The organism is Roseovarius sp. MMSF_3298 (assembly GCF_030733705.1).
Lineage (GTDB): Bacteria > Pseudomonadota > Alphaproteobacteria > Rhodobacterales > Rhodobacteraceae > Roseovarius > Roseovarius confluentis.
Map to the genome: position 1 here is coordinate 33502 of NZ_JASHIN010000017.1, position 19643 is coordinate 53144.

Consider the following 19643-nt stretch of genomic DNA (forward strand, 5'->3'; position numbering starts at 1 on the left):
CACCTCGAGGACAGAGCAGGACAGTCCTGATGAAAAAATTATTGATGACTCTCATGGCGCTCGGTCTTGCCGGCTGTGGCCAACCAGACCGCTTCGACGGGCGCAGCGGCACGGTCAGCCGGGCCGCGCCGATGGCGTCCGGCCCGATCGCCAATGCATGCATGGCGTCGGACCGAAAGGGCCGGTCGCGCGCGCTCTGCGGCTGTATCCAGGCGGCGGCGGACCAGACACTGAACGGTTCCGACCAGCGCCGTGCGGCGGCGTTCTATCGCGACCCGCACAAGGCACAGGAAATCCGCCAGTCGAGCCGGACCCGGGATGAAAGCTTCTGGAAGGCGTACCGCGCCTATGGAGAACGCGCCGAGCGCCTGTGCCGATGAGCGGATTGTTCGACTTTCTGGCCGAGCTCCCCCCCTATGACGACAACGCAACCACGATCTACCGGCTGAACCAGCGTCACAAGCTGATCATCGAGCCGTTCCGGCCGCAGATCGAAGGCGCCCGCGTGCTGGACATCGCCGCCCATGACGGGCGGTGGTCCTACGCGCTGGCCGCCGCCGGCGCGTCCGAGGTCGTGGGGGTCGAGGCGCGGTCCGAACTGGTGGCGCGGTTCGACGCCTTCCCGGACACCGACTTCAAGCCGCGCGTGCGGCTGACCTGCGGCGATCTTTTCGCCGATTTGGAGGCGCGGGGCGCGGCGGGCGAGCGGTTCGACGTGGTGGCGCTTTACGGTATCTTTTACCACGTGATGGACCACTTCCGCCTGTTGTCGCTCATTCGCGCGCTGGCGCCCGGGCTGGTCGTCATCGACAGCGAGTTCATCGTGCTGGACAACGCCATGATCCAGGTGCTGAAGGAAGAAGTCTCGAACCCGCTGAACGCCGTGACCGAGGTTGAGGGGCGCAGCCATACCGTGGTTGGCGTGCCGTCGCGCAAGGCCACCGATTTCATGGCCGAGGCGCTGGATTACGAGACGACCTGGATCGACCACGAATTGATCCTGGGCGAGGACCGGCGGGGCATGCACGACTATTTCCGCGACGGCCGCAAGGTGCGCCATGTCTGCGCGCTGAGCCCGCGATAGGCTCAGGCCTTCAGGCGGTACCCTTTGCGAAAGAGCGCCCAGGCCAGGGCCGAGACGACCAGTGTCGAGCCCAGCACGATCACCGCGCCCAGCGACACGCTGCTGTCCGACACGCCGATCATGCCGTAGCGCCCCCCGTCCATCAGGTAGAAAACCGGGTTCACGTGGCTGATCGTGTAAAGCGCGCCGGGCAGCGCCTCGACCGAGTAGAACGTGCCGGACAGGAACGCGAGCGGCGTGACGATGAAGTTGGTGATCGCCGCCATCTGGTCGAACTTCTGCGCGAAGATGCCCGCGACCATACCAAGCGCGCCCAGAAACGCCGCGCCCAGCGTCACGAAGCCCAGCCAGATTAGCGGATGCGCCGGTACGATCCCCAGGAACAGCGCCAGCCCCACCGCGATGGCCAGCGCCACCAGTACGCCTCGCGCCACGGCCCCGGCCAGGTAGCCCAACACCAGCTCGGCCGGCGACAGGGGCGGCATCAGCGTGTCGACGATATTGCCCTGCACCTTGGAAATCACGATCGAGGACGACGTGTTGGCGAAGCTGTTCTGGATCACCGTCATCATCAGGATGCCGGGCGCGATGAAGGTGGTGAAATCCACGCCCATCACGTCGCCCCGGCGCTCTCCGATGGCGATGGAAAAGATCACCATGAAAAGCCCCGCCGTTGCCAGCGGCGCCATCAGCGTCTGCGTCCAGACGGCGAGAAACCGCTGCGTCTCGCGCTTGGCCAGCGTGGCCAGACCAAGCCAGTTGACCCGCCCGAAGCGGCGGCTGCCCATTTCGTGGAATTCCTGCATCTCTGCCTCGATTGTCGCCTTCGGACGCCTTGTAACTCAACGCCCAGTGATTAGAATAGGGCAACTGGAAAAAAGACCACGCCCCCGATGCATCGGCGGCGTGACGAACCAATGAAAGGTGGCTCATGTCCTGGAGTGACGAGCGCGTCGAACTGCTGAAGAAGATGTGGGGCGAGGGCCAGTCGGCCAGCCAGATCGCCAAGGAACTGGGCGGCGTGACCCGCAACGCGGTGATCGGCAAGGTGCACCGCCTTGGCCTGTCGAACCGCAGCGGGTCGGGCAACGGGGCCGCGGCCTCGGAAAGCACGGCCAAGGCCAAGCCCGCCGCCAAGGCCAAGCCCGCTCCCAAGCCCAAGGCCGCCGCTCCGAAGGCTGAACCTAAGGCGCCCGAGCCCAAGGAAGAGCCGGCGCCGACCGCCGCGGCAAGCCGCATCAAGGCGATCATCCCGGCGGGCCAACCCCTGCCGCCGCAACCGTCTGCGAACGAGATCGACCCCGAGGCGCTGGCCAAGGTCAGCGAAATCGAGAAGAAGGCGAAGAAGCTGTCGCTGATGGAACTGACCGAGCGGACCTGCAAATGGCCCGTGGGCGACCCGGCGACGCCGGATTTCTGGTTCTGCGGTCTGCCTGTGAAATCCGGCAAGCCCTATTGCGAGGCCCATGTCGGCGTCGCCTTCCAGCCCATGAGCTCGCGCCGCGACCGGAAACGCTAGGCATTAGTCCGGCTCTGACAGCCACCGGGGCCGCAGCACCATCACCGTGGGCTGCCCCGGAAGCGTATCCAGCGACACGGTCAGCGCGCTGTCCTCGGTGCGCACCACGGCGAACTCCTCTTCCATCGCGGCCAGAAACGCCTGAAGCGTGCCGTCGCCGAACCAGTGCATGGGGATGACGATGGACGACCGCAGGCGTTTGACCGTCTCGATCATCCGGGGCAGGGGCAGCGTGTAGCCCCCGTCGACCGGCGCCAGCAGCACATCCACCCGGCCCAGGGCCGCGAATTGCTCATCCGTCGGCATGTGGTGCAGGTGGCCCAGGTGGCCGATGCACAGCCCCGCCGTTTCGAACACGAAGATCGAGTTGCCCTCGGGCTCGGCCGGCGCGCCATAGCGCGAGCGGATATCGGTCGAGACATTGCGGATCACCATGTCGCCCAGATCGACATAATGATCGACCCCTGCGCCATGCTCTTCGCCCCAGCCGGGCAGGACGTTGGGGATGGCGGGGTCGGGAAAGGGCGTCCAGTGGGTTTCGTGGGCGTGGTTCATCGTCACGACATCCGGCAGGAAATCCACGTTGCCGATAAAGCCTGTGAAATCGGTGATGGCACTGGTGCCGGTATGAGCCTGGATCAGGAAAGAGGCGTGGGCGATGTAATGCAGGCGCACGCGGTCCTGCGGCACCGGATCACGAAAACTGGCCTGTTGGATATACTCAAGCCCCGGCGCGGACTGGGCGATCGACAGACAATGGCTGGGCTTGCGCTCGGCCTCTTGCGCCACGACGTCCTGGACCAAGACTGACGTTGCAAGCGTGGCGAGCAAAATGGCGAGTCGGACCATCGGCAGTACCTCCTGCCGAGAAGTGTAGCGCATGGGGCGCGAAAGTCAGCTTTACGCGGGCGGCGACGCTGCACGGTGTGGTGCAATGCCTGTTTCAGAAGCATATCGGTGGCGCGTTGGCCGTCGCGTCGTGCCCACGAGCAGGAGATCCCGGATCAAGTCCGGGATGACGTCGCGCCAAGGACGCGCCGTCAGCGCAGGATCTCGAACCCGTCCTGATCCGGTGCCTCGGCGGGCTCCGGCTCCACCCGCGCGACATTTGCCGCCGGTGGGCCCTTTTCCATCGCGCGCAGCATGTCCGCCACGGCCTCTTCCGGCCCTGACAGAACGGCCCGGACCGACCCGTCCGCCTCGTTCTTGACCCAGCCGCGCAGACCGCGTGACCGCGCCTCTTCCTGCGTCCAGGCGCGGTAATTCACGCCCTGCACCTTGCCGGTGACCAGAACGCCGGTCAGTGTCGTCTCGTTATGCATGGTCGCCTCCTGTTCTCGGGAATGACATAGGGCGTTTCGCACTCGTGTCCCGCGTGCTCAAGCCACCTTGACCACCTTTGATTTCCGCTACATACCCTGCCCATGACACCGCTTTCGCATATCCGCAATTTCTCCATCGTGGCGCATATCGACCACGGGAAATCGACGCTGGCCGACAGGCTGATCCAGGCCACCGACACGGTGCCGGACCGGGACATGAAGGAACAGCTTCTGGACGCGATGGATATCGAGCGCGAGCGCGGCATCACCATCAAGGCCAACACGGTGCGCATCGAGTATACCGCGCTCGATGGCGAGGATTACGTGCTGAACCTGATCGACACGCCCGGCCATGTCGATTTCGCCTACGAGGTCTCGCGCTCCATGCGGGCGGTCGAGGGCTCGCTGCTGGTCGTGGATTCCACCCAAGGCGTCGAGGCGCAGACCCTGGCCAACGTGTACCAGGCGATCGACGCTGACCACGAGATCGTTCCGGTGTTCAACAAGATCGACCTGCCCGCCTCGGATATCAGCCGCGTGGCCGAGCAGGTCGAGGATGTCATCGGCATCGACGCCTCGGGCGCGATCCCGGTGTCGGCCAAGACGGGCGAGGGCATCCGCGAGGTGCTGGAAGCCATCGTCAAATTGCTGCCTCCGCCCACGGGCACCCGCGACGCGCCGCTGAAGGCCATGCTGGTGGACAGCAAGTACGACCAGTACCTGGGCGTGATCTGTATTATACGCATCGTCGACGGCGTGCTGAAAAAGGGCGACCGCATCCGCATGATGAAGACCGGCGGCATCTATGACGTGGACGATATCGGCGTCTACCGCCCATCGATGAAGGCGGTCAAAGAACTGGGACCGGGCGAGATCGGCTATCTCAACGCTTCGATCAAGCAGGTGCGCGACACCCGCGTGGGCGACACCATCACGCTGGAAAAGAACCAGACGCCCGAGCCGCTGCCGGGCTTCAACCCGTCGCAACCCGTGGTCTTCTGCGGGCTTTTCCCGGTGGATTCGGCAGAGTTCGAGGACCTGCGCGACGCCATCGAGAAGCTGGCGCTCAATGACGCGTCGTTCAGCTACGAGATGGAAAGCTCCACCGCGCTGGGCTTCGGGTTCCGCTGCGGTTTCCTTGGCCTTCTGCACCTCGAGGTGGTCCGCGACCGGATCGAACGGGAATACGATATCGAACTGATCACCACCGCGCCCTCGGTGATCTACCACGTCTACATGAAGGACGGCACGCAGATCGACCTGCACAACCCGGCCGACATGCCCGACCCGTCGGTCGTGGCCCATGTGGAGGAGCCGCGCATCAAGGCGACGATCCTGGTGCCAGACGAATTCCTGGGCGATGTGCTGAAGCTGTGCCAGGACCGGCGGGGCATCCAGCTTGACCTGACCTATGCCGGCAGCCGCGCGATGGCGGTCTATGACCTGCCACTCAACGAGGTGGTGTTCGACTTCTACGACCGGCTGAAATCGGTGACGCGCGGCTATGCGTCCTTCGATTACCAGTTGGAAGGCTACCGCGAGGACAACCTGGTGAAGATGTCCGTGCTGGTGAATGACGAGCCTGTGGACGCGCTGTCGATGATGGTGCACCGCGACCGGGCCGAGATGCGCGGTCGAGCGATGTGCGAAAAATTGAAGGACCTGATCCCGCGCCACATGTTCAAGATCCCGATCCAGGCGGCCATCGGCGGCAAGGTGATCGCGCGAGAGACGTTGTCGGCCCTGCGCAAGGACGTGACCGCCAAGTGCTATGGCGGCGACGCCAGCCGGAAGCGCAAGCTCTTGGACAAGCAGAAAGCCGGCAAGAAGAAGATGCGCCAGTTCGGGAAGGTGGATATCCCGCAGGAAGCGTTTATCAGCGCATTGAAAATGGACAGCTGAGGGCGCGCACCCCGGTGAAAAATTGGCGTAGGGTGGGTGATAACCCACGCGGCGCGACGTTCCTTAGCGCGTGGGTTATCACCCACCCTAGGCAGCCGCGCGGATAGTTCGATGTACCGTCGAATAAGGCCAATCCTCAGGGTGCTCGACCAATCCGTGTTTTACCGGGTTGAAATGGCAATAGTTCACATGCGCGACAAAGTCCGCGTCATCGCGGATCGCGTGTTCCCAGAATCGCCGCTGCCAGATCCCTTTCTCACCTTTGCGCATTCGGCTTCGGTTGGCATATCCGCTGGCCACGCAGTGCCGTGAAAACACGGACTTGATCTTTTTCCACCGTATCGAGAAATCAGCGTCGTCGGGCGGCAACGTCCAGACCGCATGGATTTGATCGGGAAGAATGACCATCGCGTCGCAGTGCACAGGGTGTTGCGCGGTGACCGAGGCATAGACCGACCGCAGAAGATCTATTTCATCGGTGAGGGTCGTCGCGGACCTGTCTGCAAGTGTGACAGTGAAGAAGTATGTCCCAGCTGGAACATGAAGGCGTCGGTATCTGGGCATACGCCCATAATTCCGCGACAAGGTTAATAAACCATGTAGGGTGGGTGATAACCCACGCGCGATGACGCGTTTTGCTTCGTGGGTTTTCACCAACCCTACGAATGCGGGAAATTGAAACCGGGCGTCACCGCCCGGCCTTATCCCTCACCCCCGCGGCGCGGCCCTCACAGCTGCCCGCACTTCCTTCGCCAGCGCGATCGGGTTGTCCACCAGCCTTGGATCGCGACAGATATAGTCGGCGATGCTGGTGGCCTCGGTCGTATTGTAGCCCGCGTCGATCAGTGACTGGACGAAGTTCGGGTTCGCCTTGTCCCAGATCACTTCGTTCCACGGGCCGCGATAGCAGCTGACCAAGATATACGAGTCCGCCTTGGCCGTGTCGGCCATGACCAGAAATGCCGCTGTCGCGGCGCATAATGTTGTTTTAAGCATGGGTCCCCACCCTGGTGTAGTGTCTCACCAACATATCACGTGAGTCGTTCTTCTCTGAGTCAATTTTGCGAGAAAGGTTAATTTGCAACTGCAGAATCCTTGCCGGTGCACGCGCTCTCCGAATGATTGCGTTTGTCCCCGACCAAGTGTGCTGGATCACAAGCGTTTTCTGACTTATCCACAGAAATTCCCATTGGGATATCAAAAGGTTATCCCCAAGAAATTTTGATGCCGCAGTGCTTTTTTCTTGCCCGACGGCGGTTTCGGGTGTGTCATTCCAATGACTGCAACGGGTCGCTGACCCAACGCAGCACCGCAAAGGCCCCTCGGGACCGGCGCGGGCGGAACCGGGGGCCGCAGGGCCTTAGCGACCGCTCAAGCCAGTTCAGGCCGATGCCCGGGATGTCCGTCGCTTTCGAGGGAAGGACAAGCCGCGTGTCGCGCCGGGTCGATGCAAACGGACCGGGGCCTGCCCCATGTTCGTGGCCAAGGCGCCTTCGGGTGCCAAGGCGGCCATGTCCGGCGACGGGGATGGTACGATGTCGTTGCCCTCGGGTGGCGGGATCGCCAAGGGTCTCTTAGAGGCCGGCGGCAAAGCCGGGCCGGATGCCCCTCGGGGTGGTCAGTTCGGCAAAGGCGTCAGGGTGCGGGGTGACCCCCGCGATGCAAAGACCGCGTCTGAGCACCTGGCGCCTTTATTTCTTCCGATGCGCCGAATGGCAGTAGGTCGGAACGCGAACGGGGTCCGTGGCAAATGGCCGCCGGACCCCGCTGTCAGTTGATGCTACCGCGTCTAACACCTGTACCATCGCGATATAGCGCGCTTTGTCGGCGGTCAACCAGATCTGGCGGCTCGGATTGCAAAATTCACCATATCTGCGCAATTTGGTCACAGATCACGTGACCCAGATCAAGGTTGCTGCGCCGCTGTCGCGCTATGGTCCGGCTGCGCAACATCCTGACTGAGGAGACCCATCATGATCTGGTTGATGGTTATCTTGCACGTTTTCATCGGATCCACCCTTGCCGGCTCGTTCGTCATCGCGGCGCTGGCCATGGGCTATGACACGCTGACGCCGATCCTGGTCACAGCGGCGGCGGGGTTCGTCGTGGCATTTCCGGTATCGTGGATCGTGGCGAAACAGCTTTATCAGGCCCGCTGACGCCGGGGATATCGCACCGACGCGATGCCACCCGGATACCGACGCTATACCGACGCGGTATTTTCCAGCCATCCGCGCACGGCGGATTCAAATTCGCGCGGCCGCTCGGCGTGCAGCCAGTGGCCCGCGTCCTTGATCTTGATGAAGGTCGCGTCGGGGAACAGGTCCTTGATACGGGCGCGGTACTCTCGCGCGACGTAGTTGGAATTCGCACCGGACAGAAACAGCGTCTTGCCGTCGAACCGGCCGTCCAAGTCGGGAAAGCTGAGGATCTTCGGCATCTCGGCCTCGAGCGTATCGAGGTTGAGGCGCCATTTTTTTTCTTTCACATCAAGCGATTGCGTGAAGAAGGGAATGAGCGCCGGATCATCGACGACGCCTTTCAACTGCGCCTCCGCATCCGACCGCTTGGTGATCGCCGACAGGTCCACGCTGCGCATCGCGTCGATATACTGCGCCTGGCTGTGACCATAGCTGACCGGCGCGATGTCGGCCACGATCAGGCGGTGCACAAGGTCGGGCCGGGTCAATGCCAGCACCATCGCCGCCTTGCCGCCCATGGAATGCCCGAGCACGTCAATCGGACCGTCAGTTTTGGCCTCAATCACCTCGGCGAGGTCAGCGGCCATGTCCTCGTAGGAATGCTCGGAAAACCAAGGGCTTGTGCCGTGATTGCGCATGTCGACGGCCATGACCGGGCCCCTGTCGGACAGCCGCTTGGCGATGACTCCCCAGTTGCGGCCCGAACCATAAAGGCCGTGAGCGATGAGAAGCGGCGGCTTCGTGCCTTGGGACGCGTGGTGAATGACATTCAGCATGGCACAAGCCAATACACGCCATTGCCCCCGCAATCAATTGCGCCTAGTGTGCGCCGCCGAGAGGTGGCTTAAGTGATTGATCGCAAACAATTTGGCACACGGCGCGAGGCGCTTGAAAAGCAGCTTCACGAAAAGCTGGGGCTTCGGGGCAAGACGCTTGCCACGCGGCTGCGCCGCGCCGGGCGGCTTTTGCCCAAGCGCCTTCGGGACGAAGGCCGGTTCCTGGTGGACGCGGAGCGGAAATTGGCGCATCCGCGGTTGGCCACCCAAGTCGATGAGGCGCGTGTCGAGAAGGCTTTCGAGGCTTTGGAGACGCACCTGAAAGCCATCGACGCGGCCGACCGGCGGCGCAGTCGACTGATCCACTGGCTGGCCGGTTTGGTGTTCAACCTGTTGATCCTTGGCGCGCTGGTACTTATCGCGCTGCGCTGGCAGGGTGTCATATAAAAACCCGCGCAAGCAATGGCTTACGCGGGTTTCCAGGATAGGTCAGACCGAGATCAGAGGTTCGGGTAAAGCGGGAAGCGGGCGCAAAGGTCCGCGACCTCGGCTTTGACTTTGGCCTCGGCATCGCCGTTTCCGTCCTCACCGTTGGCTGCAAGCCCGTCGACCACCTCGACGATCCAGTCGGCGATCTGGCGGAATTCCGCCTCGCCGAAACCACGGGTCGTTCCGGCGGGCGAGCCGAGACGGATGCCGCTGGTGACGGTGGGCTTCTCGGGGTCGAAGGGAACGCCGTTCTTGTTGCAGGTGATGTGGGCACGGCCCAGCGACTTCTCGGTCGCGTTGCCTTTGACGCCCTTGGGCCGCAGGTCGACCAGCAGGACGTGGGTGTCGGTGCCGTGGGTCACGGTATCCAGCCCGCCCTTAATCAGTTGGTCGCTCATAGCCTGCGCGTTGGTGATGACCTGCTGGATGTAGGACTTGAACTCGGGCCGCAGGGCCTCGCCAAAGGCGACGGCCTTGGCGGCGATCACGTGCATCAAGGGGCCGCCCTGGATGCCCGGGAAGATGGCGGAGTTGAACTTCTTCGCCAGCGCCTCGTCATTGGTCAGGATCATGCCGCCGCGCGGGCCGCGCAGTGTCTTGTGTGTTGTGGTCGTGGCGACATGCGCGTGCGGGAAGGGCGAGGGGTGCAGGCCTGCGGCCACCAGGCCGGCAAAGTGGGCCATATCCACGTGCAGGTAGGCGCCGACCATGTCGGCGATCTCGCGCATGCGGGCAAAGTCGATCTGGCGCGGTACGGCGGAGCCACCGGCGATCAGCATCTTGGGCTGGTGTTCCTTTGCCAGCGCCTCGACCTGGTCGTAGTCGATCAGGTTGTCTTCCTTGCGGACGCCGTATTGCACGGCGTTGAACCACTTACCCGATTGGTTGGGGGCCGCGCCGTGGGTCAGGTGGCCGCCTGCGTCGAGGCTCATGCCCAGGATCGTGTCGCCCGGTTGCAGAAGGGCGGTGAACACGCCCTGGTTCGCCTGGCTGCCCGAATTGGGCTGCACGTTGGCAAAGCCGCAGTCGAAAAGCTTGCATGCGCGCTCGATGGCCAGATTCTCGGCAATGTCGACGAACTGGCAGCCGCCATAGTAGCGCCGGCCGGCGTAACCTTCGGCGTATTTGTTGGTCATCACGCTGCCTTGCGCTTCCATCACGGCGGCAGAGACGATGTTTTCCGATGCGATAAGCTCGATTTCGTCGCGTTGACGACCGAGCTCTTTCTGGATGGCTTCGGCGATATCGGGGTCGCGAGACGTCAGCGATTCCGTGAAAAAGCCTTCTGAAACAAATTCTTGATTTCCGTCGTGCGCCATTTTTGATGTCCTCCACATTGCGAGCCAAGCGATTTCGTATCGGATACACCGTCTTTTTGAAAGGCGGTAATGCGACACATGTCACCTGCGGACCGGCATCGCTGGTACGAAGGCGCATTTTATGCTTCGATCAACTTCCGGAACAAATCAAGGTAGCCAAAATGGGCAATCCGCAGAAAATCGCCTTTGTCGCCAGCAACGTGCCCATTGCACAGACCGCCCGAGCGGCGCTTGCTGCGCGGTTCGGCGATGCCACGCCCGAGGACGCGGATCTGATTGTGGCGCTGGGCGGCGACGGGTTCATGCTCGAGACGCTGCACGCGGTACAGAAGCTGGGAAAGCCGGTTTACGGTATGAATCGCGGTACTGTCGGCTTCCTGATGAACGAATACAGCGAATCGGATCTGCTTGAGCGGTTGGAAGAGGCCGAAGAAGAAGTCATCAACCCGCTGTTCATGTCTGCCACGGATAAAAATGGGCAAACGCATGAGGCGTTGGCGATCAACGAGGTGTCTCTGCTGCGGGCGGGACCGCAGGCGGCCAAGCTGCGGATCACGGTGGACGGGCGGTTGCGCTTGGAAGAACTGAGCTGCGACGGCTGCCTGTTGGCGACGCCTGCCGGGTCCACGGCCTATAACTACAGCGCGCACGGACCGATCCTGCCGATCGGGTCGGACGTTCTGGCGCTGACCGCGGTGGCGGCGTTCCGGCCCAGGCGGTGGCGCGGGGCGCTCTTGCCCAAGAACGCGCATGTGCGGTTCGACGTGTTGGACCCCGAAAAGCGGCCGGTGATGGCGGATGCGGACAGCAGTTCCATCCGAAATGTCCTGTCGGTCGAGGTGCGGTCCGATCCTACCATTCAGCACCGGATATTGTTCGATCCGGGACACGGGCTGGAGGAACGGCTGCTGCGGGAGCAGTTCAGCTAAGCCCTACTTCGCCAGGCCGATGGTTTGCAGCGCGTCGCGGATCTCGTCCAGGATGGCGGGATCGTCGATCGTCGCTGGCATCTTGTAGTCCTGATTGTCGGCGATTTTGACCATGGTGGCGCGCAGGATCTTGCCCGAGCGGGTCTTGGGCAGACGGTCCACGACCACGGCCAGCTTGAAGGCCGCGACGGGGCCGATCTGGTCGCGCACCAGCTTGACGCATTCGGCAGTGATCTCTTCATGCGGGCGGTCGACGCCCTTGGTCAGGCAAACGAAGCCCACGGGAAGTTGCCCCTTGAGTTCGTCGCTGACACCGATCACCGCGCATTCGGCCACGTCGGGGTGGCTGGCCAGAACTTCCTCCATCCCGCCGGTCGAGAGGCGGTGACCCGCGACGTTGATGACGTCATCGGTGCGCGCCATGATCCAGACATAGCCATCTTCGTCGACCATCCCGGCGTCGCCGGTCTCATAATAGCCTGGAAAATGGTCGAGGTAGCTTTTTCGAAAACGGTCCTCGGCGTTCCAGAGCGTGGGCAGGGTGCCCGGGGGCAGGGGCAGCTTGATGGCGATGGCGCCCAGTGTGCCGGGGGCCACGGGGTGACCCGCATCGTCGAGGATCTGGATGTCATAGCCGGGCATCGCCACGGTGGGCGAGCCGATCTTGACCGGCAGCGCCTCGATCCCCGCCGGCATGCCCGCGATGGTCCAGCCGGTTTCGGTCTGCCACCAGTGGTCATAGACCGGCTTTCCGGTCATTTTATGCGTCCATTCAATGGTATCGGGGTCGGCGCGTTCGCCAGCGAGGTAGATGGCGCCCAGACCTGACAAGTCGTATTTCTTGAGGTATTCGCCATGCGGGTCCTCGCGCTTTACCGCGCGGAAGGCGGTGGGCGCGGTGAAGAAGGACTTCACCTTGTGCTCCTCGATCACCCGCCAGAACGTACCGGCGTCAGGCGTGCCGACGGGTTTGCCCTCGAACACGATGGTGGTGTTGCCGTGAATGAGCGGCGCATAGCAGATATAGCTGTGTCCCACGACCCAGCCCACGTCGGACGCGGCCCAGAACACGTCGCCCGGATCGACATTGTAGATGTTCTTCATGCTCCAGTTCAGCGCCACGAGGTGGCCGCCCGTGGCCCGGACAACCCCCTTAGGTGCGCCGGTGGTACCGGAGGTGTAGAGGATATAGGCGGGGTGGTTGCCCTCGACCGGCAGGCAATCGGCGGGTTCGGTGCCTTTCTGGAAGTCGTGCCAGTCGACATCGCGCCCCTCGGTCAGGGTGGCCGTCTCCTGTTCGCGTTGAAAGATCACGCAGAAATCGGGCTTGTGCGAGGCTTGGTCCACTGCGCCGTCAAGCAGGGGCTTGTAGTGGACGACGCGGTCGGGCTCCAGCCCGCAGGAGGCGGCGATAATGCATTTCGGCTTGGCGTCGTCGATACGTACGGCCAGCTCGTGGGCCGCGAAGCCGCCGAAGACGACCGAGTGGATCGCGCCGATGCGGGCGCAGGCCAGCATCGCCTCCAGCGCCTCGGGGACCATGGGCATGTAGATGATGACGCGGTCGCCCTTTTGCACGCCCTTGGCCCGCAGCGCCCCGGCAAGGCTGGCGACACGGTCCTTGAGTTCGGCATAGGTGATCTTGGAGATACTGTCGGTGATCGGGCTGTCGTGGATGATTGCCACCTGATCGCCGCGTCCGGCCTCGACATGACGATCAACTGCGTTGTAGCAGCCGTTCACCTTGCCGTCGCTGTACCACTCATAGAAAGGAGCCTTGTCATCGAAAAGCGCCTTGGAGGGTTTTTCGTCCCAGTCGATAGCTTCGGCGGCCTGCATCCAGAAGCCTTCAGGATCGCTTTTCCAGCCTTCGTAAACATCATTGTATGCCATTGTATCCCCTCCACGGTCCTCGCGCCTCGTTTACGCCAGGGCAATGCGCCAAGACAAGGCTGTCCGGACGGCCCGTGGCACAATACCGCAAGCCGCCCGGATAAGGGAATATCCCGGGTGCGTCAGCCGTAATGGGCCACCGGGGTGCCGGCGATGGCGGCCATGTTGAGCAATCCGCGCGCGGTGATCGACGGTGTCACGATATGTGCCCGATTGCCCATGCCCATCAGGATCGGCCCGACCTCGAGCCCGCCGGCCTTCATTTTCAGGATGTTGCGCACGCCCGAAGCGGTGTCGCCATTGGAAAAGAGAAGCACGTTGGCGGCGCCTTCCATGCGGTTGTCCGGCAGGAGCCGTTGGCGCAGGTCCGGGTCAAGCGCGGCGTCGAGGTTCATCTCGCCTTCGTAGCAGAAATTGCGCGGCTCGCGGTCGAGGATCTGAAGTGCCTCGCGCAGACGGTTGCCGGAATCGCTGCCCTGGTTGCCGAATTGCGACTGCGAGCAAAAGGCGACGCTGGGCTCGAGGCCGAAGCGCTTGACGTGGCGAGCCGCGCCGATGGCGGTTTCGGCCAGTTCCTCGGGCGTGGGGCGGATGCGCACATGGGTATCGGCGATGAAAAGCGGGCCGTCCTCGAGGATCATCATCGACAGGGCGCCGTGCGGGTGATGTTCGGCGTCGCCCAGCACCTGTGAGACGTAATTCATGTGCCAGCGGTATTCGCCGAAGGTGCCGCAAATGAGCGAGTCCGCCTCTTCGCGGTATACCATGATCGCGCCGATGGCGGTGGTGTTGGTGCGCATGATCGCCTTGGCAAGGTCAGGCGTGACGCCGCGGCGTTTCATGATGTCGTGATACGTGGCCCAGTAGTCGCGGTACCGGTGGTCACGCTCCGGGTTCACGATGCTGAAATCCTTGTCGGGGCGGATTTCCAGGCCGATGCGTTCGCAACGCGCGGCGATCACGTCAGGACGGCCAATAAGGATTGGCAGTTCGGTCGTTTCCTCGAGGATGGCCTGAGCGGCGCGCAATACGCGCTCGTCCTCGCCCTCGGCAAAGACGATCCGCCGGGCGGCCGTGGCCGCGGCCTCGAAGACCGGGCGCATCAGGAGGGCGGATTTGAAAACAGACGCCTGAAGGTTGGCCGAATAGGCGTTGAGATCCTCGATGGGCCGCGCGGCAACGCCCGATTCCATCGCCGCCTTGGCCACCGCGGTGGGCACGACGCTGGACAGACGCGGATCGAAAGGTTTCGGGATCAGGTAGTCGGGCCCGAAATTCATCTGCTCGCCCTGGTAGGCGGCGGCAGCCTCGGCTGACGTGGTGGCGCGGGCCAGCTCGGCAATGGCCTCGACGCAGGCGATCTGCATAGCGTCGTTGATGTCCGTGGCGCCCACGTCGAGCGCCCCGCGGAAGATGAACGGAAAGCAGAGCACGTTGTTGACCTGGTTGGGAAAGTCGCTTCGGCCCGTCGCGATGATCGCGTTGGGCGCAATCTTGCGCACTTCGTCGGGCATGATTTCCGGCATCGGGTTGGCCAGCGCGAGGATGATTGGGCTGTCGGACATCCGGGCGACATGTTCGGGTTTCAGCACGCCCGCGCCTGAAAGACCGAGGAAGAGGTCTGCGCCCTCGATCACGTCGTCGAGCGTGCGCAGATCGGTTTTCTGGGCGAAGGCGGCCTTTTGCGGGTTCATGTCTTCGGAGCGGCCTTCGTAGACCAGACCGTGAATGTCGCAGAGCCAGATGTTTTCGCGTTTCACGCCAAGCTTCAGCAGCAGGTTGAGGCAGGCGATGCCGGCGGCCCCGCCCCCGGTCGAGACGATCTTGATATCCTCGAAGGATTTGCCCGCCACGTGCAGCGCGTTGGTGGCGGCGGCGCCGACGACGATGGCGGTGCCGTGCTGGTCGTCGTGGAAGACGGGAATGTTCATGCGCTCGCGGCAGATCTTTTCCACGATGAAGCAGTCGGGCGCCTTGATATCCTCAAGGTTGATGGCGCCGAAGGACGGCTCCAGCGCGCAGACGATCTCGGCGAGGCGCTCGGGGTCCTGCTCGTCCAGTTCGAGATCGAAGCAGTCGATATTGGCGAATTTCTTGAACAGGACTGCCTTGCCCTCCATCACCGGCTTGGAAGCGAGGGCGCCAATGTTGCCAAGACCCAGCACGGCGGTGCCATTGGTGACAACGGCCACCTGGTTGGCGCGGCTGGTATAGCGGCTGGCGTCGGTGGGATTGGCCTTGATTTCGAGACAGGCCTCGGCGACGCCGGGCGAATAGGCGCGGGCCAGGTCGCGCCCGTTGGCCAGCGGTTTCGTCGCACGAATCTCGAGTTTTCCGGGCTTGGGAAACTCGTGATAGGTCAATGCCGCCTGGCGAAGGCTTTCGTTCGCGTTGTCTGCCATGAGGTCCTCTGCAAGAATTAGTTTAAGGGTAAACTATATCCGATCGACCGGATGTTCCAGCCCTGTTGATGCCGGGCCACAGTTAGCTTGCATATCAGGGCGTGGCGACGCAATCTCAAATGAGCGAGGAGGCAGGCAGCATGCCGGGAGGCCGAATGAGTTTGCTGGACGAGGCGCAGCGTGTGCGGAAGAATGCCCATGCCCCGTATTCGGGCTTCAAGGTCGGGGCGGCACTGACGACGCGCACGGGCCGGGTGTTCGCCGGGTGCAACGTCGAGAACGTGGCCTATCCCGAAGGCACCTGCGCCGAGGCCGGGGCGATCGCCGCGATGGTCGCGGCCGGCGAAACAGAAATTGCCGAGATCGTGGTCGTCGCCGACAGCCCCGAGCCTGTGACGCCTTGCGGCGGGTGTCGGCAAAAGCTGGCGGAGTTCGGCAGCGGCGAGATGCTCGTCACCATGGCAACGCTCGGCGGTGTCACCGTCACGCGGACGTTGAAGGAATTGCTGCCCGGTGCCTTTACAACACATCACATGGCGAATGGCTGACCCTTGGAGGCACGACAGGTCATAGCGGCGATACGCGACGGGGACGCGCTGTCCGGTGAGGCGATCACGAGTTTCGTGCAAGGTCTGACCGATGGCGGAGTGAGCGATGCGCAAGCCGGGGCCTTTGCCATGGCGGTTTTGCTGAAATCGCTTGCGCCCGAAAGCCGCCGTGCACTGACGCTGGCGATGCGAGACAGCGGGCAGATCTTGCGGTGGCGCACCGACCGCCCTGTCCTCGACAAGCACTCGACCGGTGGTATCGGGGATTGCATCAGCCTGGTGCTGGCGCCGGCGTTGGCGGCCTGCGGCGCGGCTGTGCCGATGATCTCGGGGCGCGGCCTGGGCCATACCGGGGGCACGCTGGACAAGCTGGAGGCCATTCCAGGCGTTTCGACCGAGTTGGAGACCGGGCGGTTGCAGAGGGTCGTCGAGGAAATCGGCGTCGTGATCGCTTCCGCCAGCGCCGAGATCGCCCCGGCGGATCGGCGTCTTTACGCGGTGCGGGACGTGTCGGGGACGGTGGAAAGCGTCGATCTAATCACTGCCTCGATCCTATCCAAGAAGCTTGCGGCGGGGCTGACAGGCCTGGTTCTGGACGTCAAGCAGGGCTCGGGCGCGTTCATGAAGGACATCGGCGCGGCGCGGGCGCTGGCCGAGTCACTGGTGGAGACGGCGAATGCGGCGGGATGCCGGTGCAGTGCGTTGATCACTGATATGAGCCAGCCATTGGCGCCGTCGGCGGGCAATGCCGTGGAAGTGGCCGAAGCGATGCGCGTCCTGTCCGGAACGGTCGAGGGGCGGCTGGCGAAGCTGACCTGCTATCTGGGCGGCGAGGCGCTTTATCATGGCGGGCTTTGCGCAAGCCCGGAAAGCGGCGCGCGCGAGGTGCTGAAAGTTTTGAAGAACGGGCAGGCGGCAGAAGTCTTTGGACGGATGCTGCGTGCGTTGGGCGGGCCGGTGCAGTTCGTCGATACGTGGCAGCGTTTCCTGCCCGAGGCGACGATCATCCGCGAGGTCCCGGCCGAAGCGCCGGGTTTTGTCGCCTCCATAAATGGCGAGGCTCTTGGCCATGCGGTGATCGCGCTGGGCGGCGGGCGGAAGCTTGAAACCGACCGGATCGACCCGGCGGTGGGTCTGTCCGACATCCTGCCCTTGGGCACGGAGGTGATCGCGGGACAGCCCTTGTTGCGCATCCACGCCAGCCGTGCGGCCCATGCCGATGCCGCCGAGGCCATCGTGCGCGACGCGATGGCCATCGGTCCGTCGGCCCCTGCCGAGAAACCCCTGGTGATCGAGCATGTCGGTCCATGACCCGTGCGTTTCTGGCGGTGATGGACTCGGTGGGAATCGGCGGGGCGCCCGATGCCGACAGGTTTTTCAACGGGCCTGTTCCCGATACCGGCGCCAACACGCTTGCCCACATCGCGCAGGCGCGGGCTGGTGGGCTGAGATTGCCCAACCTTGACCGGCTTGGGCTTGGGGTGGCGGTGACGCTGGCATCGGGCGCGGTGGCGCCGGGGCTGGGCGCGACGCCCGAAGGATGCTGGGGTGCGGCACAGGAAATCTCGCCGGGTAAGGATACGCCGACGGGTCATTGGGAGCTGGCCGGGGTGCCGATGCCGTTTGCCTGGCACGTCTTTCCCCAGACGATACCGGCCTTTCCAGAGGCGCTGGTGGCGGCGGTCCAAGAGGCGGCAGGGGTCGATGGGATTCTCGGGAACTGCCACGCGTCGGGTACAGAGATCCTGAAGGCGCTGGGGGCTGAGCACATGCGTACGGGCTGGCCGATTTGTTATACGTCGACCGATAGCGTGTTCCAGGTCGCCGCGCACGAAGAGCGGTTCGGGCTGGATCGGTTGCTGGAGCTTTGCCGCACGATCGCACCGCGCTTGCACGAGATGGGCGTCGGGCGGGTGATCGCGCGGCCCTTCGTCGGGTCCGCCTCCGAGGGGTTCGAGCGCACGGGCAGGCGCAGGGATTACGCCATGGCCCCGCCTGCGCCGACCTTGTGCGACTGGGCCAGTGCAGAGGGGCGCGGGGTGCACGGGATCGGCAAAATCGGCGACATCTTTTCGATGCAGGGGATCGACGACGTCGTGACCGGCAGCGATGCGACGCTAATGGAGGCGCTGGAACAGGCGGTGGCCGGGGCCGAAGAGGGCAGCCTGACATTCGCCAATTTCGTCGAGTTCGACAGCAAATACGGGCATCGGCGGGACGTGAAAGGCTACGCCGAGGCACTGGAGAGGTTCGATGCTGGCATCGGCCGGTGCCTGGCGTGCCTGCGGCCCGGAGATCTGATGATGATCACCGCCGACCATGGCAACGACCCCACCTGGCCCGGCACCGACCACACGCGCGAGCGGGTGCCGGTGCTGGCGGCCGGGGTCGGGCCGCATGAGGCGGGAATCGTGGATTTGGTCGATGTGGCCGCGAGCGTGGCCGCGCATCTTGGGCTGGCCGAGCGCGGACCGGGGCGGTCTTTCCTTCCCTGAGCTCTGCGTTGCCCTTCGCGGTTTTTTCTGGAAAGAACGCTCTAGCCATACCTGCCTTGCCGAACGGAGCCGAGATGAAAGAGCACCTGACCGTCGTGACCCACCCACTGGTGCAGCACAAGCTGACCCTCATGCGCGACAAGCATACCCCGACCGCCGTCTTTCGGCAGCTTCTGCGAGAGATCAGCCAATTGCTGGCCTACGAGGTTACGCATGAGCTGAAGATGACCACGCAGACCATCGAGACACCGTTGCAGGAGATGGACGCACCGGTTCTGGCGGGGCGCAAGCTGGCGTTGATCTCGATCCTGCGGGCGGGCAATGGGTTGCTTGACGGGATGCTGGAGCTGATCCCCTCCGCCCGGGTCGGGTTCGTCGGGCTGTACCGCGACGAGGAGACGCTGAAGCCGGTAAAGTATTACTTCAAGGTGCCTGAGCAGTTGGACAAACGGCTGACCATCCTCGTCGATCCGATGCTGGCCACCGGCAATTCCTCGGCGGCGGCGGTCGATATGGTGAAAGAGGCGGGCGCGACCGATATCCGGTTCCTGTGTTTGCTGGCCGCCCCCGAAGGCGTGGCCCGGATGAAGGAGGCGCACCCGGACGTGCCGATCGTGACGGCGGCGCTGGACGAGCGTCTGAATGACATCGGATACATTCTGCCTGGTCTAGGTGATGCGGGTGACCGGATGTTCGGCACTAAATAGGCTAAATGCTGTTTACTCAGCGAAAATAATAAGGCAATCTTTCCCCAACTGTCTTGG

General features: G+C 63.5%; 20 protein-coding genes. 11 read left to right on the forward strand and 9 right to left on the reverse strand.

Features of this window, described 5'->3' with window-relative positions; genetic code table 11:
- Positions 1-29 precede the first annotated feature (29 nt).
- Positions 30-380, forward strand: coding sequence for a hypothetical protein (locus RBB18_RS15315; RefSeq protein ID WP_245890571.1), 351 nt, complete (start codon positions 30-32; stop codon positions 378-380).
- Positions 377-1084 (forward strand): bifunctional 2-polyprenyl-6-hydroxyphenol methylase/3-demethylubiquinol 3-O-methyltransferase UbiG, encoded by a 708-nt coding sequence (locus tag RBB18_RS15320; RefSeq protein WP_103764840.1) that lies wholly within the window; start codon positions 377-379, stop codon positions 1082-1084. The genes RBB18_RS15315 and RBB18_RS15320 overlap by 4 nt, the downstream gene beginning before the upstream one ends.
- 2 nt (positions 1085-1086) lie before the next feature.
- Here RBB18_RS15320 and RBB18_RS15325 read toward each other — a convergent pair whose 3' ends face one another.
- Positions 1087-1890, reverse strand: a complete 804-nt coding sequence (locus RBB18_RS15325) for an ABC transporter permease (RefSeq protein ID WP_103764841.1) — start codon at positions 1888-1890, stop codon at positions 1087-1089.
- 125 nt (positions 1891-2015) lie between these two features.
- On the opposite strand from RBB18_RS15325, the gene RBB18_RS15330 reads away from it, so the two are divergent.
- Complete coding sequence (locus RBB18_RS15330; protein ID WP_306111438.1) at positions 2016-2603, forward strand: GcrA family cell cycle regulator; 588 nt, start codon at positions 2016-2018, stop codon at positions 2601-2603.
- 3 nt (positions 2604-2606) lie between these two features.
- Here RBB18_RS15330 and RBB18_RS15335 read toward each other — a convergent pair whose 3' ends face one another.
- Positions 2607-3452, reverse strand: a complete 846-nt coding sequence (locus RBB18_RS15335) for an MBL fold metallo-hydrolase (RefSeq protein ID WP_103764843.1) — start codon at positions 3450-3452, stop codon at positions 2607-2609.
- Between the two features lie 191 nt (positions 3453-3643).
- Positions 3644-3925 carry an acylphosphatase gene (locus RBB18_RS15340; protein WP_103764844.1) on the reverse strand — a complete coding sequence of 94 codons (282 nt, stop codon included), beginning with the start codon at positions 3923-3925 and terminating at the stop codon, positions 3644-3646.
- A gap of 102 nt (positions 3926-4027) precedes the next feature.
- Here RBB18_RS15340 and lepA point away from each other — a divergent pair, with 102 nt between their 5' ends.
- A complete protein-coding gene (gene lepA, locus RBB18_RS15345) occupies positions 4028-5827 on the forward strand; it encodes a translation elongation factor 4 (RefSeq protein ID WP_274593448.1) in 1800 nt (599 codons plus the stop codon).
- 87 nt (positions 5828-5914) lie between these two features.
- On the opposite strand, the gene RBB18_RS15350 is transcribed toward lepA, so the two are convergent.
- Positions 5915-6235, reverse strand: coding sequence for a transposase (locus RBB18_RS15350; RefSeq protein ID WP_306111437.1), 321 nt, complete (start codon positions 6233-6235; stop codon positions 5915-5917).
- A 300-nt stretch (positions 6236-6535) separates the two neighbouring features.
- On the reverse strand, positions 6536-6823 hold the full coding sequence (locus tag RBB18_RS15355; protein WP_146050097.1) for a hypothetical protein: 288 nt from the start codon (positions 6821-6823) through the stop codon (positions 6536-6538).
- A 977-nt stretch (positions 6824-7800) separates the two neighbouring features.
- Here RBB18_RS15355 and RBB18_RS15360 point away from each other — a divergent pair.
- A complete protein-coding gene (locus RBB18_RS15360; protein ID WP_103764848.1) occupies positions 7801-7986 on the forward strand; it encodes a CTP synthetase in 186 nt (61 codons plus the stop codon).
- A gap of 44 nt (positions 7987-8030) precedes the next feature.
- Here RBB18_RS15360 and RBB18_RS15365 read toward each other — a convergent pair whose 3' ends face one another.
- On the reverse strand, positions 8031-8804 hold the full coding sequence (locus RBB18_RS15365; RefSeq protein WP_306111436.1) for an alpha/beta fold hydrolase: 774 nt from the start codon (positions 8802-8804) through the stop codon (positions 8031-8033).
- Between the two features lie 72 nt (positions 8805-8876).
- Here RBB18_RS15365 and RBB18_RS15370 point away from each other — a divergent pair, with 72 nt between their 5' ends.
- Entirely contained in the window at positions 8877-9251 is a 375-nt protein-coding gene (locus tag RBB18_RS15370) for a hypothetical protein (protein ID WP_274593450.1), read from the forward strand.
- Between the two features lie 53 nt (positions 9252-9304).
- Here RBB18_RS15370 and glyA read toward each other — a convergent pair whose 3' ends face one another.
- A complete protein-coding gene (gene glyA / locus RBB18_RS15375; RefSeq protein ID WP_103764851.1) occupies positions 9305-10612 on the reverse strand; it encodes a serine hydroxymethyltransferase in 1308 nt (435 codons plus the stop codon).
- 161 nt (positions 10613-10773) lie between these two features.
- Here glyA and RBB18_RS15380 point away from each other — a divergent pair, with 161 nt between their 5' ends.
- A complete protein-coding gene (locus tag RBB18_RS15380; RefSeq protein ID WP_274593451.1) occupies positions 10774-11541 on the forward strand; it encodes an NAD kinase in 768 nt (255 codons plus the stop codon).
- 3 nt (positions 11542-11544) lie between these two features.
- On the opposite strand, the gene prpE is transcribed toward RBB18_RS15380, so the two are convergent.
- On the reverse strand, positions 11545-13434 hold the full coding sequence (gene prpE, locus RBB18_RS15385; RefSeq protein ID WP_306111435.1) for a propionate-CoA ligase PrpE: 1890 nt from the start codon (positions 13432-13434) through the stop codon (positions 11545-11547).
- Between the two features lie 122 nt (positions 13435-13556).
- Positions 13557-15836: an NADP-dependent malic enzyme gene (locus RBB18_RS15390; protein ID WP_306111434.1), complete on the reverse strand. Its 2280-nt coding sequence runs from the start codon at positions 15834-15836 to the stop codon at positions 13557-13559.
- 140 nt (positions 15837-15976) lie between these two features.
- Here RBB18_RS15390 and RBB18_RS15395 point away from each other — a divergent pair, with 140 nt between their 5' ends.
- The 4 genes from RBB18_RS15395 to upp all read left to right on the forward strand — a co-directional run bounded on the left by RBB18_RS15395 (position 15977) and on the right by upp (position 19586).
- Positions 15977-16384: a cytidine deaminase gene (locus RBB18_RS15395; protein ID WP_103764888.1), complete on the forward strand. Its 408-nt coding sequence runs from the start codon at positions 15977-15979 to the stop codon at positions 16382-16384.
- Between the two features lie 3 nt (positions 16385-16387).
- Positions 16388-17695, forward strand: coding sequence for a thymidine phosphorylase (locus tag RBB18_RS15400; protein ID WP_103764855.1), 1308 nt, complete (start codon positions 16388-16390; stop codon positions 17693-17695).
- Positions 17692-18879 carry a phosphopentomutase gene (locus tag RBB18_RS15405; RefSeq protein ID WP_306111433.1) on the forward strand — a complete coding sequence of 396 codons (1188 nt, stop codon included), beginning with the start codon at positions 17692-17694 and terminating at the stop codon, positions 18877-18879. Before RBB18_RS15400 ends, RBB18_RS15405 begins: the two co-directional genes overlap by 4 nt.
- 74 nt (positions 18880-18953) lie before the next feature.
- Positions 18954-19586, forward strand: a complete 633-nt coding sequence (gene upp, locus RBB18_RS15410) for a uracil phosphoribosyltransferase (RefSeq protein ID WP_103764857.1) — start codon at positions 18954-18956, stop codon at positions 19584-19586.
- Positions 19587-19643 lie beyond the last annotated feature (57 nt).